17 protein-coding genes are annotated in these 14255 nt (G+C 46.2%); 2 read left to right on the top strand and 15 right to left on the bottom strand.

Translation table 11 applies throughout. The features are described from left to right. Positions 1-10: 10 nt before the first annotated feature. The 8 genes from P40081_RS05995 to P40081_RS05960 all read right to left on the bottom strand — a co-directional run bounded on the left by P40081_RS05995 (position 11) and on the right by P40081_RS05960 (position 6219). Positions 11-385, bottom strand: a complete 375-nt coding sequence (locus tag P40081_RS05995; protein ID WP_042134071.1) for a hypothetical protein — start codon at positions 383-385, stop codon at positions 11-13. Then, entirely contained in the window at positions 372-548 is a 177-nt protein-coding gene (locus P40081_RS38260) for a hypothetical protein (protein ID WP_156118540.1), read from the bottom strand. Before P40081_RS38260 ends, P40081_RS05995 begins: the two co-directional genes overlap by 14 nt. After that, positions 545-799, bottom strand: a complete 255-nt coding sequence (locus P40081_RS05990; RefSeq protein ID WP_039302090.1) for a hypothetical protein — start codon at positions 797-799, stop codon at positions 545-547. Before P40081_RS05990 ends, P40081_RS38260 begins: the two co-directional genes overlap by 4 nt. Before the next feature lie 1031 nt (positions 800-1830). After that, on the bottom strand, positions 1831-2166 hold the full coding sequence (locus P40081_RS05975) for a hypothetical protein (RefSeq protein WP_042134065.1): 336 nt from the start codon (positions 2164-2166) through the stop codon (positions 1831-1833). Positions 2167-2183: 17 nt separating this feature from the next. Continuing rightward, positions 2184-3518 (bottom strand): zincin-like metallopeptidase toxin domain-containing protein, encoded by a 1335-nt coding sequence (locus tag P40081_RS39225; RefSeq protein ID WP_231575294.1) that lies wholly within the window; start codon positions 3516-3518, stop codon positions 2184-2186. Positions 3519-3927: 409 nt separating this feature from the next. After that, entirely contained in the window at positions 3928-4101 is a 174-nt protein-coding gene (locus P40081_RS38245; protein WP_197074335.1) for a hypothetical protein, read from the bottom strand. A gap of 4 nt (positions 4102-4105) precedes the next feature. Continuing rightward, positions 4106-4741, bottom strand: coding sequence for a restriction endonuclease (locus P40081_RS05965; RefSeq protein ID WP_042134062.1), 636 nt, complete (start codon positions 4739-4741; stop codon positions 4106-4108). Between the two features lie 146 nt (positions 4742-4887). Beyond that, positions 4888-6219: a Kelch repeat-containing protein gene (locus P40081_RS05960; RefSeq protein ID WP_052421688.1), complete on the bottom strand. Its 1332-nt coding sequence runs from the start codon at positions 6217-6219 to the stop codon at positions 4888-4890. A gap of 278 nt (positions 6220-6497) precedes the next feature. On the opposite strand from P40081_RS05960, the gene P40081_RS05955 reads away from it, so the two are divergent. Both P40081_RS05955 and P40081_RS05950 read left to right on the top strand, forming a co-directional pair. After that, positions 6498-7958 carry a peptidase G2 autoproteolytic cleavage domain-containing protein gene (locus P40081_RS05955; RefSeq protein ID WP_042134061.1) on the top strand — a complete coding sequence of 487 codons (1461 nt, stop codon included), beginning with the start codon at positions 6498-6500 and terminating at the stop codon, positions 7956-7958. Between the two features lie 103 nt (positions 7959-8061). Beyond that, positions 8062-8754: a site-specific integrase gene (locus tag P40081_RS05950; RefSeq protein ID WP_052421687.1), complete on the top strand. Its 693-nt coding sequence runs from the start codon at positions 8062-8064 to the stop codon at positions 8752-8754. A gap of 44 nt (positions 8755-8798) precedes the next feature. On the opposite strand, the gene groL is transcribed toward P40081_RS05950, so the two are convergent. The 7 genes from groL to P40081_RS05915 form a co-directional block, all read right to left on the bottom strand. After that, complete coding sequence (gene groL, locus P40081_RS05945; protein WP_039302101.1) at positions 8799-10427, bottom strand: chaperonin GroEL; 1629 nt, start codon at positions 10425-10427, stop codon at positions 8799-8801. 139 nt (positions 10428-10566) lie between these two features. Beyond that, a complete protein-coding gene (groES, locus tag P40081_RS05940; RefSeq protein WP_039302104.1) occupies positions 10567-10848 on the bottom strand; it encodes a co-chaperone GroES in 282 nt (93 codons plus the stop codon). Between the two features lie 323 nt (positions 10849-11171). After that, entirely contained in the window at positions 11172-11936 is a 765-nt protein-coding gene (tatC, locus tag P40081_RS05935) for a twin-arginine translocase subunit TatC (RefSeq protein ID WP_039302107.1), read from the bottom strand. A 116-nt stretch (positions 11937-12052) separates the two neighbouring features. Continuing rightward, the gene (tatA, locus tag P40081_RS05930) at positions 12053-12295 is read right to left on the bottom strand and encodes a twin-arginine translocase TatA/TatE family subunit (RefSeq protein ID WP_039302110.1); all 243 of its coding nucleotides are present in this window, start codon (positions 12293-12295) and stop codon (positions 12053-12055) included. Positions 12296-12423: 128 nt separating this feature from the next. Further along, the gene (locus P40081_RS05925) at positions 12424-12909 is read right to left on the bottom strand and encodes a MogA/MoaB family molybdenum cofactor biosynthesis protein (protein ID WP_039302112.1); all 486 of its coding nucleotides are present in this window, start codon (positions 12907-12909) and stop codon (positions 12424-12426) included. Between the two features lie 90 nt (positions 12910-12999). Beyond that, positions 13000-13476: a cyclic pyranopterin monophosphate synthase MoaC gene (gene moaC, locus P40081_RS05920; protein WP_042134058.1), complete on the bottom strand. Its 477-nt coding sequence runs from the start codon at positions 13474-13476 to the stop codon at positions 13000-13002. Then, entirely contained in the window at positions 13467-14126 is a 660-nt protein-coding gene (locus P40081_RS05915; RefSeq protein WP_052421686.1) for a 5-formyltetrahydrofolate cyclo-ligase, read from the bottom strand. Before P40081_RS05915 ends, moaC begins: the two co-directional genes overlap by 10 nt. Between the last annotated feature and the right edge of the window lie 129 nt (positions 14127-14255).

The following is a 14255-nucleotide window of genomic DNA, read 5'->3' as shown; positions in this document are numbered from 1 at the left end:
TTATTTAGGCCTATTTGAGTCTGTTTGATTGGTTTGAACGGGCCCGGTTCTTTTCTTCACGCCGGTTGGAATCCCATAGCTCCTTATGCATCCAGCCTGCGAATACGAGCATTACGAGGGTCAGAATCAGGACATACTCCCTCATGATGCCCGATAGGCTGCCGTCCGTATTATATCCGAGAATGATGTTCAGCCGCCCCCACAACAGATTGAGGCATAGCAGTGCTACAGCCCCGTAGGTAACCCATACACTCCGGAGATACAAATTATACGTCCGCAAGGGGCCTCGTCCCATAAAATACCTGCGGTAACGGATAACATAAGCAGTAAAAGCAATAAAGGCTATCGTTTCCAGTGTGATCAGTGTCAAGTCAACAATTTCCATGCAGATCATCTCCCCTTCTACCTAAGCCGGTACGGTGCAGATCAATGAGTCTCTCCAGATCATTGGATTCATACGCTTCCTGAATTTCGCCCAAGGTATCTATTTCATGCTTGACCCGGCTGGGCTTCATCTCGTGTTTTCTGAATATATCGAGGAGCTTCACTTGTTGACGACCTCCTCATCTTTAGGTTTCTTCTCCGCAGTGCCTCTCTCGATTAGCAGCTTGACGAGCGTACGGTTATATTCATTCAGCTGCTTTTCGTTCTCTTCATCACGTTTCTGGTAATTCTGAATCACTTTCTCTTTGTTCGCAATTTGCTTAATACTCCAGATTAATGCAGTAGATAACAGGACATTTAGCACGACCGAACCATTGTTATTCACAAAAAGGCCAGTCAATGCACTGAAATCCATGGGTAGTCCCCCCGTTCCTATAATGTAATCTAGATTCTGTCATCAGAAATGAATGCGCCCTTACCCCCTGTCCACTTTTTCGCCACCAGCCATTACTACCGCTCCAATCACAACACCCTCATAGTAATCTACTCTTTCAAAAGCATTTCTGATTGGGTGCAGCAGTATATTGTTAGAGCGGGGGCGGGTGGGTGTGCGGATAGATGTCCGACAAATGAAATTGTCTCTTCAGTGAGTATCCACAACAAAAAAAACCTTGCCAGACCTGGAAAGGTTTTGAAAAAGCGAATAATTAACATAAATACAACACTTATTCGTTTGTAATTCTGGATGAAGTTCACTTTCACCCAATTTATAACTTCAGCATTGAAAAGTAAGGAGCTTTGCCTAACGTAAGATTAATCAATTTTCAAATCTAAGATATATTCTACTCATGATTTAGCGGCATTCTGCTATGTGCATTGAACTCTTTCTTTATTCCTGATATTTGCACGTCAGCAGTAGTCATATTACCTTGTTTCTGTAAAACGGTTTCGGCAATTCGCCACCTGTAGATAACAAGGACTTTTCCAAGGGACCCACCAACAACGATACTACTCCCAAACTGTTCAGCCAATGCTCTGCGGACCAGCTTTCTTCGGGGTGGAATGCCCCCTTCCCCTTCCCCTTCCCCATTTCTACTGTCCCGAGCGTCAACCAATCCGCAAACTTCTCCGGTGAATCCAACATATGATCCGCCCGCTCTTTCGCTTACCTGTATATCCCTGCGGAAGATCGCCTGCTATGCCTAACGTTATCCAGTTGACAAAGTCATAAGGGGAATCTGTGGCTTTATCCGCACGGATTCTTAACGTATCCATGAAACCCGTCCCAATCTCTTTGAAACTGTCCAACGATTTTAACAATGCATTTTTCGGCTTCTCTGGTGCTTCCGCTTGTTCATCCGGCGCTTTGCTTTTAAACAGATTATAGCTTTCTAAACCTGCCATAGTTGATGCAATATGATGAGTCTGTTACCTATTTAAATAATTCTAGCTATCACTGTCATCATCCCATAGTGAATCAAATTCTTCATCCGTCATACCGCCACTTCCTTTTATATGAGGAGCGTAATAATGCCCATTTGCATCAATAATGTATTCAACCTGTGACTTTTCATCAGAAATAATAATAGAAAATTCACTATCCGCATGATAAATTGTAGGTTCTATTGTAACTAAGACAATCCATGTAATCCCTTCTACTCCATCAAATCCATCATATGATTTTACAGTTCTTTCATTATTAATTACATTTTTTCCTGATAAATTGTATTTCTCTGTATATGCCGAAGCAATCTCCAATGCTTGCTTACTTGATAAGTTCATACTTAATTGTTCTCCTTTCAATCTGTGAATCCTGTCCAATCTCGTGGTGGCCATTCTCCATGCCTTACTTTATAAATATACTTCATAGAAAATAATATTTCGGCTTCTGAAAACTTATCTTTGTTCTTCATTATTTCGTTAAAAACATACTCTTCCCTTTCGAGTCTTGATTGCTTTAAATAATTTTCTTTTCCCAACTTCATCCATTGCTCAGCATGGTATGATTCATGAACAGCACTTAAATAGGTTGGGTTTTTTCTTAAGATTATCGATCCAGTATCTGGATCGAAAGCAGCAGCCACATCATCCGGTAATATACTTCCTTTTTTATCAGGAATAAGTTCAATTCCTTTTCCATTCATTTCTTTTTTAAACAACTTCAATTCACTTATGCTAATTAATCTTTGTCCATTGGATGTTATTCTGACTTCACCGCTAACAGGCATGTCTGCCCATTCTTTGTAATCAAAATTTCCCGTCCCCTCAATACCCTGCCCGCCCTTATCTTTACTGAATATATCCATCCCATTGTCAGCTGCATTTTTTGAAATCATCGGTTTCGGCAATTCGCCACCTGTAGATAACAAGGACTTTTCCAAGGGACCCACCAACAACGATACTACTCCCAAACTGTTCAGCCAATGCTCTGCGGACCAGCTTTCTTCGGGGTGGAATGCCCCCTTCCCCATTTCTACTGTCCCGAGCGTCAACCAATCCGCAAACTTCTCCGGTGAATCCAACATATGATCCGCCCGCTCTTTGGCTTGCCTGTATATCCCTACGGGAAGATCGCCTGCAATGCCTAACGTTATCCAGTTGACAAAGTCATAGGGGGAATCTGTGGCTTTATCCGCACGGATTCTTAACGTATCCATGAAACCCGTCCCAATCTCTTTGAAACTGTCCAGCGATTTTAAGAAAGCATTTTTCGACTTCTCTGGCGCTTCCGGTTGTTCATCCGGCGCTTTGCTTTTAAACAGGTTATAGCTTTCTAATTGCGCAAATGAGGAAGTTAACCGGGCGACGTCTCCCCAAGCTTCTGCACCTTGGTTCGACATCATATGTACGCCTAAATTGACCCCTGTAGCTATCATTTGCTTCATTGTAGCATGAATGCCTTCCAGCTGCCCCTTCGCCCAATTGCCCTGAGCTCCATCTTCCATCCCCATCCGCAGCAGCAGTAGATACGCTTCATTCTGTACCAGAGGTACGTTACCAGACGTAATGGACGGATCATACATACATGCCTTGACTGCCGGCTGCTTGAAGTAGACACTCAGATCCTTCCCCGCCTGGTACTGGACCTCATCCACTCCAAACGATTTCAGCTTCGCCCGTGCCTCTTCTGCCAACTGGTGCACCCTATCCATCCGCGCCTGGTTTCCAAATGCCTGGTTCACGCCAAAAGCCGTCTGCGCCTTGGACTTTTCACTGTTGCTGCGTGTTTTTCTCTAGGGTCTACATCATTCGCTTCCAGCACTACTTCTTCAGTTCCCGATTCCTCACTTACCAAAAACCAAGTCGCTACTTCTGGAGAATATTACCAGGCTATTATTAATCTTAAAGTCGGAGATGGTATGTGGGTATCAGGATCCAACTTTTACTAAGTCCATACAGATGGAAGTATTGAAATTAGGCAAGACGGAATGATTACAGCACTATCACCAGGGGCAAGTACTGTAGCAGCAGATTTTGGAAATGGAAATACTATGTATTATATAATTCTTGTTAAATAACAACTAAAACAAAGCCTCTCTTTTATCAAAGGGAGGCTTTGTTTGATTCCGGCGTGTATCCCTCCACTATTCCTCCATAATCCATGAGGTGACCTATAGGATCTGGATCTTCCCGGTACCAGACGGATACTTTGGATTGCGCCAGGGCTGCCGTGAAGAAGTCTTTGTCTCTCTCCAAAAATTTGTATGCAGTATTCATATTTTCACTTCACCTGCTGCTCAGCTAAGATTCGCTTCTCAGCTTTGTAGTCCTTTTTGATTACTTTATCCCCATTCATGTAGTTATCCCAGGAATCAAAAATCATATGTGCATCTGCTTCTATGATATCCTTCACCTTCTCAATCTGTCCCGCTTTAAATAAATCCATAATTGCAATAAGATCATTTCTATTATGTAGTTTTACACCGTTATACCCAGCAAGTTCTTCGCATGCAACAGTATATTGATTTGATGCGATCACCATAGACTTCTTGGCTCGGTAATACCTCATTGAGCTATAGATCTCTTGTACAGCACCTAATCCCACGGGATATGAATAACGTTTTGCTTGAACTACATTCCGATACCCGTCCCGATCCGTAAAAACTAAATCAGTTCCGAAATCTCTACTTCTTGGAGTCTTATAAGCATCTTTATATCCCAAGGCTAAAAATAGTCGATATAGGTATTCCTCAAACTCCGATCCGTCTTCCATACGGTCTACATCCTGAATTGAAATTTTGAGTGGATCAATAACTTCATGATGAGAGTACCGCGGTTTCTTCTTAGACAAAACAAAAAACACAATACCGGCAACAATGATTACGATAAGTATTGCTGCATTAAAAATTCCAAGCAATTTTAATCCCCCTATACAACAATTTAACGACTGAAATCTCCTTCCAATATAAATCTTATGGAACATTATGTATATGTGGGGGGAAAATTTTCCTGAACGCATAAAAACACCCCACCATTGCTGGCAGGGTGAACTAAGAGAAGATACTATTCTGCAGAATATTCATCCACGCTGAAGGTTAAGATTTTATCGAAAATCACGTAATCCTTCCGGTTGGTGAATGGCCCTTTATTGTTATCATGCTTATCAATGGCGTATGAGACTGTGCCTGAACCGGACTGCTTATTTTCGTACCAAGCAATGAAAGCATTCACTTCAGTCATACTCAGGTCAAATTCTTTTTCAAGTCCGGTGTTCATAGTTACCACCAGGATAGCCCGGTCGCCTGCCGGCTGTTCTGGCGTAGGAGTTGTTGTTGGTACAGGAGTAGCCGTCGGCTCCGGTGAAAGTGTTGGTGTAGCAGTGGGTGTAGCAGTGGGTGTCGGAGTTGCAATAGTTATAGATTCCACTGAGCCGATACTCTTGTTTGCAGTAGTGCTTGCGCTTCCCCCAATGACAAATATTTGATCTTTGTACACAATGGCACTAGTCCCGCTTCTAGCCTCATTTAAATTACTATGGGACTCCCATTTGTTAAGCAAAGGATTATAGAATTCTGTTGTGTTAGTTTCCTGAGTGGGGCTTACCCCTCCCATAACATAAATTTGATCATTAACCACGCCAACAGCCGGACCTCCACGAGTATAACTCATGCTGGCCTTATTGCTCCAAGTGTCATTCACTGGATTATACTCACGCATTGTTTCATAAGTATAAATTTGTCCGCCACTAAATGCTCTTCCACCTACCAAGTAAATATTGTTGTTATACGTTACTGCAGTAGCCACATGCACATTTCTATCCATTTGTTTTTTTGGCGTCCAGGAGTCACTAACAGGATCATATTCGTATACATAGTTATAGGAAATATATCTGTCTGTGAATGACAATCCACCAAAAAGATATATCTTTCCATTGTAACTTGCAGCTGTTTGGCCCGTGAGAGATACCGGCATATTAGACTTCTTTGTCCAAGTATCTGATGCTGGATCGTAAACTTCTACAGCATTGCTAAAGATCCCTTTACTAACAGTATAATAATTTCCTGTATATCCACCAAAAACATATATCTTTCCATCAACCACTGAAAATGCAGAACCTGCTCTTGGAGTAGGCATGTTTGCTTTTGTTTCCCAAGTTTTAGTTTCAATATTGTATTTTTGAACGTAATTAAAGGACATATCCCCGCTAGATCCACCAATGACATAGATGCTTCCATTCACTTGGGCCGTAGCTGCACCAGCTACAGGATGAGGTAGATTGGCAACAATCGACCAGTTTCCGCTACTTTCGGCTGCAGTTGCTTTTGGGAATGAGATAGATAGCACTACCAATATAGCGCATAATAACAGCATTCCCATTTTTAAAACTCTTTTCATATTATACTCTCCCTCTTTTGCGTTTCTTCGTAAGCCTACACTAAATAGAGGCGAACAAACAGTCTGTTTATCGACAGGAATTTACAATACACTTAAGGGTTATTGAGGAAATATGTGGATTTAAGTTACTGTACAAAAAAACCCGCCGAACAGTTAAGATTGATGGGCTTTTTTCTCCGTGTTTTTCAGTGCGTTTATACCGGAGGTATATGCCGTGTCCATTCCTTCTACTCCCAAATAGGTTAGAGAGTAGGACAAATAATTAGGAGGAATGACATATGGCAGACGAAGGATGTAATCAAAATGCTTCTGGGCCTTGCTCAGATGCGGAAGGGAACTCAACCACAGCGAGTGGGTTTGCTGCACATGCAGAAGGTTATGAAACTACGGCCAGCGCTTCGGCATCTCATGCAGAAGGACACCAAAGCTTTGCTAGTATGGACATGGCTCATGCCGAAGGAAATTACACCAGTGCATCGGGCGCAGCCTCACATGCAGAGGGCTTCATGACGTTGGCGACAATAGATGCTGCTCACGCCGAGGGAGCATATACAACAGCCTCAGGATTGGAATCGCACGCTGAAGGCTATTTCACACTTGCATCTGGTGAGGCTTCACATGCCGAAGGATCCAGAACCAACGCCTCAGGCTACGGATCGCATACAGAAGGCGCGGCTACGAATGCCAGCGGAATTGCATCACATGCTGAGGGTGTAGGCGCTGCAGCGATTGGAGAAGCATCCCATGCGGAAGGAACGAATACTAGCGCGGTAGCAAGAAATTCGCATGCGGAGGGACAATTCACTGTGGCTAGTGGTGAAAATTCGCATGCAGAAGGGCTAAGTAATACTGCATCTGGAAATGATTCACATGTCGAGGGTCTACGGACTCTGGCTTCCGGCATTTCTTCTCATGCGGAAGGAGCGTACACTGTAGCTAGCGGAAGCTCTGCACATGCCCAAGGACAGAACACTATAGCTAGCGGGGTAGCTTCGCATGCAGAAGGAGTTGCCACGGAAAGCTTCGGATACTGTTCACATGCAGCTGGACGTCGTACTGTTGCTATGCATCAACAATCGTATATCATGGGTTTCAACGGAGTGACTCGATACGTTAATTCATGGCATTTAGCCAATGGGGACAGTTTTACTCCTTCGTTATCTGCTATAATCGAAGGCCTTACCGGCAATATTTATATTAATGGCACCGTAATGTCTCCTGCAGCCGACTACGCCGAATTATTTGAAACCGTCGATGGGCTGCCAATAGAACCAGGATATTTCGTGACTACGAAAGGTGAAAAAGTCAGAAAAGCAACGCCAGAAGATAATTACATTCTTGGGGTCATAAGCGCAAGACCTTCAATTATAGGGGATGCAAATCATTTGAACTGGAAAGGGAAATATATGTTAGATGAGTGGGAACGGATAAAGTATGAGGTTATAGAAATTCCTGCTTCGAAAGACGAAGAGGGAAATATTATTACACCATCGCACTCTATGAAATCGGGAATAATAAGTTCTGAATATGATCCCACCCAGGAGTATATCTCCCGGATTGACCGTCCCGAATGGGTGGCTGTAGGAACAATGGGAAAACTTCTTGTTCGGGATGATGGAACATGCCGAGAAGACGAATTTTGCCTTCCTAATTCGGACGGGGTAGCAACGGCAGCTTCCGAGGGCTACCGCGTCTTGGCTAGAACAGGACCAAATCAAATTAGAATTTTTGTCAAATAACTACAGCATCTAAAAAAGCCCATCGACCCGTTAAGGTTGACGGGCTTTTTTTGAATGCTTTCGGACTGCACGCTCGGTGCTTCCGATCCGAGAAAATGAAATTTTGATACCGAAATATCTCGAAAAGGAAGAGCTTCACCTGTTTCTGGAAACAGCAAGAGTACACGGTCTAGATCGAGATTACGAAATATTCCATACTCTTGCATACACCGGTATACGAGTAGGCGAGTTGTGTGCCTTGATGGATAGCGCAGCAAACGCAAAAGAGTCCACCATAAAGATTAACAAAACATTATACAATCCAAATAACAATTCCACTCAATACGTACTTAACACACCTAAGACAAAAAGTTCAATTCGAGAAATAATTGTTGACGAAGAAGTGATCAATAATATAACCAATCTACAAAAATATAATGAGATGGAAAAGGCGATAAAGAAAGAGGCTTATCATGATCACGGATTTATTTTCTGTAAGAGAGGGCAATTCGCGGGGTATCCAGAAGTAATAAAAATGATTCAACTAAGAATGGCAAGATTACTGAGAATTGCCGGATTGAGTTTAGAGTTAACACCCCACTCCTTAAGACATACACATACATCTTTATGTGCCGAGGCCGGCGTATCTTTGGAGCAAATTATGGAACGCCTTGGACATAAGGACGACAAAATAACGAAAACCATTTACTTACACATCACCAAACCTAAAAAGAAAGAGGCCTCACAAAAGTTCACAGAACTAATGAGAGGCCTAAAAAATGACTCCAATGTTAACAAATCGTTAACAACAGAATGATATTTAAAGAAAAACCCTTGTTACAGCAAGGGTTTTTCCGTTTCTTACATCATGCCGCCCATACCGCCCATACCGCCCATATCAGGCATTCCGCCCTTTTCAGGTTCTGGCTTGTCAGCGATAACAGCTTCAGTAGTCAGGAACATTGCAGCTACGGAAGCCGCGTTCTGCAGAGCATAACGGGTTACTTTCGCAGGGTCAACGATACCCGCTTCGAACATGTTTACCCACTCATCGGTAGCAGCGTTATAGCCGATACCTACAGCTTCTTTTTTCAGACGGTCCACGATAACGGAACCTTCCTGGCCTGCGTTAGCAGCGATGGTGCGAACAGGTTCTTCCAGTGCGCGCAGCACGAGGTTAACGCCGGTTCTTTCGTCGCCTTCAGCTACTACAGCAGCAACAGCAGCATATACGTTCACAAGAGCAGTACCCCCACCGGAGACGATACCTTCTTCAACCGCAGCGCGGGTTGCGTTCAGGGCATCTTCGATGCGGAGCTTGCGCTCTTTAAGTTCAGTTTCAGTAGCAGCACCGACTTTGACAACGGCTACGCCGCCAGCCAATTTAGCCAGACGCTCCTGCAGTTTTTCTTTGTCGAACTCGGAAGTCGTTTCTTCCAGCTGGGAGCGGATTTGGCTTACACGTGCATTGATATCCGCCTTGTCGCCGCTTCCGTCTACGATTGTAGTGTTTTCTTTGGTTACGCGCACTTGGCGTGCGTTACCCAGTTGCTCGATGGAAGTGCTTTTCAGATCAAGTCCAAGCTTCTCAGTGATCACTTGGCCGCCTGTCAGAGCAGCGATATCCTGCAGCATAGCTTCGCGGCGGTCGCCGAATCCAGGAGCTTTAACAGCTACTGCATTGAACGTTCCGCGCAGTTTGTTCACGATCAGCATTGCCTGAGCTTCGCCTTCGATATCTTCAGCGATGATAACCAGCGGACGCGCCTGTTGAACGATCTTCTCAAGCAAAGGAAGAATTTCCTGAGTGCTGCTGATTTTTTTGTCAGTGATCAGGATGTACGGGTTCTCCAGAACAGCTTCCATTTTGTCCGTATCAGTAATCATGTACGGGGAAATGTAACCGCGGTCGAACTGCATACCTTCTACCACTTCAAGCTCAGTCAGGAATCCGCGGGATTCTTCAACGGTGATAACACCGTCTTTGCCGACTTTTTCCATAGCTTCAGCAATCAGTTGGCCTACTTCTTCGTCAGCAGCAGAGATAGCAGCTACTTGTGCGATGGACTGGGAATCTTCGATAGGCTTGGAAATTCTCTGCAGTTCAAGAACAGCAGCTTTAACCGCTTTGTCGATCCCTTTACGCATAACCATAGGGTTAGCGCCTGCAGTAACGTTCTTCAGACCTTCACGGATCATGGCTTGAGCCAGAACTGTTGCAGTTGTAGTACCGTCACCGGCTACATCGTTAGTTTTGGTAGCAACTTCTTTAACAAGCTGCGCGCCCATGTTCTCGAATGCATCTTCAAGCTCGATTTCTTTGGCGATGGTAACACCATCATTAGTGATCAGCGGGCTGCCGAATTTCTTCTCAAGCACCACGTTACGGCCTTTAGGTCCGAGTGTAACTTTAACCGCATTTGCCAAAGCATCAACCCCGCGCAGCATAGCGCGGCGGGCATCTTCACTGAATTTAATTTCTTTTGCCATTGTGTTGTTAACCTCCTAAAAGTTTTGTGTAGCATTCGCTTCATTAATTTCACTTCGTACAAAACTCGCTTCGAAAGCATAAACTTAAGTTTTGTGTATATAAGTAATCGGGGTCTAACTTATGAAAGGCTCTAACAGACTAGTCAAGAATCGCGTGAATGTCGCTTTCTTTCATAATCAGATATTCTTTGCCTTCGTATTTGATTTCAGTTCCGGCATATTTCGAGAAAAGCACACGGTCGCCTTCTTTAACTTCCAGCGCTACACGTACTCCGTCTTTCAAAGCTCCGCTGCCTACAGCGATAATTGTGCCTTCTTGCGGTTTCTCCTTGGAAGAGTCCGGAAGCACGATCCCGAAAGAAGTGGTTTGCTCTTGCTCGCTTGGTTCTACCAATACGCGTTCACCTAGTGGTTTAATCATGAAAAAATAGCCTCCTTTGAAATTATGTTGTTTACCTTGAAAACATAGATTGAACTGCCGGGAATCTTAGCGGTCCTTATGGCACTGTTGAGAATCAGCATACTTAAATGCTGTTTCGCCGGCCCATTCCCTATTTTCCACAGCGTTAGCACTCAACTGCTTGCAGTGCTAACAACAATTTTTATGATACTCAACTTGAAGACGGATTTCAAGTCCTTTTACGTAAAATCGTATTTGTTTTGGGGAAAATTATGGTTTCAGGGGTTGTCCGGCACACACTCTCTTACATTCTATCCACCAGGGCACAAAATATGCCCCCTCCATTACTCCGCCTTAATATAACGTGCTTCCCGCTGCGCATCCTCCGCCAACTGCCTCCGGTAAACGAACGCAGACAGAAATACACTGAATTCATACAGCACCAGAAGCGGAATTGTCACCAGAAAATCCGAGATGAAATCGGGCGGTGTGATCACCACAGCAATAAATACAAGCGCAAAATAGGCATACCGCCGCATCCGGCGCAGGCGCAGCGGATTGAGCACTCTCAGCTTGGTCAGGAACATGACAATCAGCGGCAGCTCGAAGAGCAAGGCCAGCGGGATCACCAGACTGAACAGGAAATTGAAATATTCGGCTATGCCGTATGTCTCCTCAAGTCCCATGCTGCGCGTAATCGAGATCGTAAAGGACAAGGCCATAGGAAATACGATGTAATAGGCAAAGGCTATGCCCAGAATAAACAGAACGAACACATACGGCACATAACGCAGCGCTGCGCTGCGTTCAACGGGCCGAAGGCCCGGGCTGATGAAGGCCCACAGCTGAAAGACAATAAACGGCACGGAGAACGCCAGTGACACGGCCATGGCAATCTTCATGTACATGCCGATCCCGTCCCAGAAAGAGAAGGCATGCAGCACGAATCCCTGGGCAGGGTCAGCACTGATAAGATACAAATAGATCGGTTTGGCAACGAACAACCCGAGTACAAGTCCGGCTGCAAATACGATCAGCACGTAGATAAGCCGTCTGCGCAGTTCCGTCAGATGATCGACCAAAGACATTTCTTCCGCTTCCAGAGACATGACTGACACCACCCGAAATAAACTATGAAAATGGCTATATCGATTAGAGAAAAAAGAGGCGCCGCCCCAGTCTGAAGCAGACCTGGGTAAGACGCCCCTGCGTAAGTGGATGGAAATTATTCCGGCAGACGGCGGTCCTGCGGAAGTTCTGCTGCTACAGTCTGCGGAGCCGGAGGAGCAGGCACTTCACTCTTCCGGGCCGGTTCCGGTTCATTAATGATCTCCCGCGCCCCGTCCTTGAATTCACGGAAGGTACGTCCGACTGCCCGCCCAAGCTCAGGAAGCTTATTCGGGCCAAAGAGCAGGAGCGCCAAGATAACCAATAGAATAATTCCGGGTGCACCAATACCATTTAGCATTACTGTTTCCTCCCATCACTCTATCCGTTCATGATATCGTTAACGATAAATTAATAATACCATAACTTATATCACACATCCATCGTCTAGAGTGACGAATCATGCTGAAGTTACCGGAGCATGTGCACTTATTGCCGGTATTGTCCGGTAACCATCAGCAAGGCTTCAGGCAGCTGATCCATAATAGCCGCCAGGTTCTCATGAACACCCTTAGGATTGCCGGGCAGATTGACAATCAATGTCCGGCCGCGGATGCCGCAGATTCCCCGGAACAGCATCACCGCCCTGTTCTTCTGCATCACTGTGCTGCGCATCGCCTCGGAGAGTCCAGGGACTTCACGTTCAATGACACGCCGTGTAGCCTCCGGTGTAACGTCGCGGATCGCCAGATCGGTTCCCCCGGTAGTCAGCACCAGATCCGCCTGGAAATAATCTGTCAGTTCAATCAATGCAGCAATAATCTCATCCTGCTCATCGGGTACGATCCGGTATTCTACAATCTCGCCTCCAAGCTCTTCTTCCACCAGTTCCCGAATAACCTGGGCGCTCGTGTCTTCCCGTTCGCCTCTGGCCCCTTTATCGCTGGCCGTCAGGATTGCTGTTTTCCACGCCATAGGTTGTCCCTCCCTCTCTATGTACTATGTAAGTCCGGCTGCTTGATACAGCCGCTGCCCGCACCTTCAGCGTAAGTCTCATGCTGTTAGCTATTCTTCCTCCAGCGCGTAATCGCCATTCTTGCCGCCGCTCTTGGACACCAGCAGGGTAGGTCCGATAATCATATCCTTCTGCAGCGCCTTGCACATGTCGTATACGGTCAACGCCGCTGCTGAAACTGCAGTCAGCGCCTCCATCTCCACACCGGTTTTGCCGGTAGTCTTGACGGTTGCTTCTATATATAGTTCATCTTTGCTGTTATCCGAGAAGCTGATATCCACCCCGGTAAGCGGCAAAGGATGGCACATCGGAATCCAGGCGGAGGTCTGCTTGGCAGCCATAATTCCCGCAACCTGGGCTACGGCGAGCACATCTCCCTTGCTGATTCTGCCCGTTTTAATGGCGGTAAGCGTCTCCGGGGCCATCTGCACCCGGCTTCGCGCCGCCGCTGTCCGGCTGGTGACTTCCTTCTCGCTCACATCCACCATGCGGGCTCTGCCCTGTTCATTGAAATGAGTTAACTCCATGTCTTCCTCTCCTTCCGGCAGTCCCAAATGCCGTTCTCCGTAATCAGCACATCCATTAAGGCATCATGCTCTTCCAGCGGCACTTCAGGTACCAGCTGCAGGCTAAAAGCCAGTCCCACCCACAGGGGCCTGGCGGCAGATTCAGGAAGCTCTGCTTCCCACTCTGCCCGCAGGCGGTCATAGTAGCCCTGCCCATAGCCGAGCCGCCCGCCGCGCAAGTCGAAGGCCAGGCCGGGTACGAATACGGCATCCGGCAGGCCGGATTCCTCACTCTTGCCGGCGTAAGCGCCGTGACCTGCTATTTCGGTTACGGGCTCCGGTATACCGTAAGCTCCCGGAGCAAGCTCTTCCCAGGACCGGACCGGATGGATGCTCAGGACTCCGCTCTCCCGGACGACCCTCGGAAGCAGCACTTCATGTCCTCTGGCCCAAGCTTCAGCCAGCAGTGGGCGGCAATCCAGCTCAGAGCGGAACGGGGCATAGGCCAGCAGTGAATCCCCTTGCTCCTGAGAGAACCAGGTCAAGGCATGACTGCATACCAGAGCAGACAACCGGCCTCTCTGTTCCATGGATAGTCCGTCCCGGAGAGCGGCCTTCCCGGCACGCAGCTCACGCTTCCGGAGAGCAAGCCGCATGCTGCTGTCCTGCATAGGCAGCCGCCTCCTCTTCAACATGTTCCTAGCTTATCATAGTTTGTAAGCTCAGTTTACCACTCTTCTCCCCGGTTCGCCAAGGCTATGGCATTTACATTGTTAGAAGAATGTTCTGCGCACTGTCTT

Origin of the sequence: Paenibacillus sp. FSL P4-0081 (assembly GCF_000758565.1) — a bacterium.
Lineage (GTDB): Bacteria > Bacillota > Bacilli > Paenibacillales > Paenibacillaceae > Paenibacillus_AQ > Paenibacillus_AQ phytohabitans.
The sequence above is the reverse complement of the archived record's forward strand: the minus strand, read 5'-3'. Positions and strand labels throughout refer to the sequence as shown.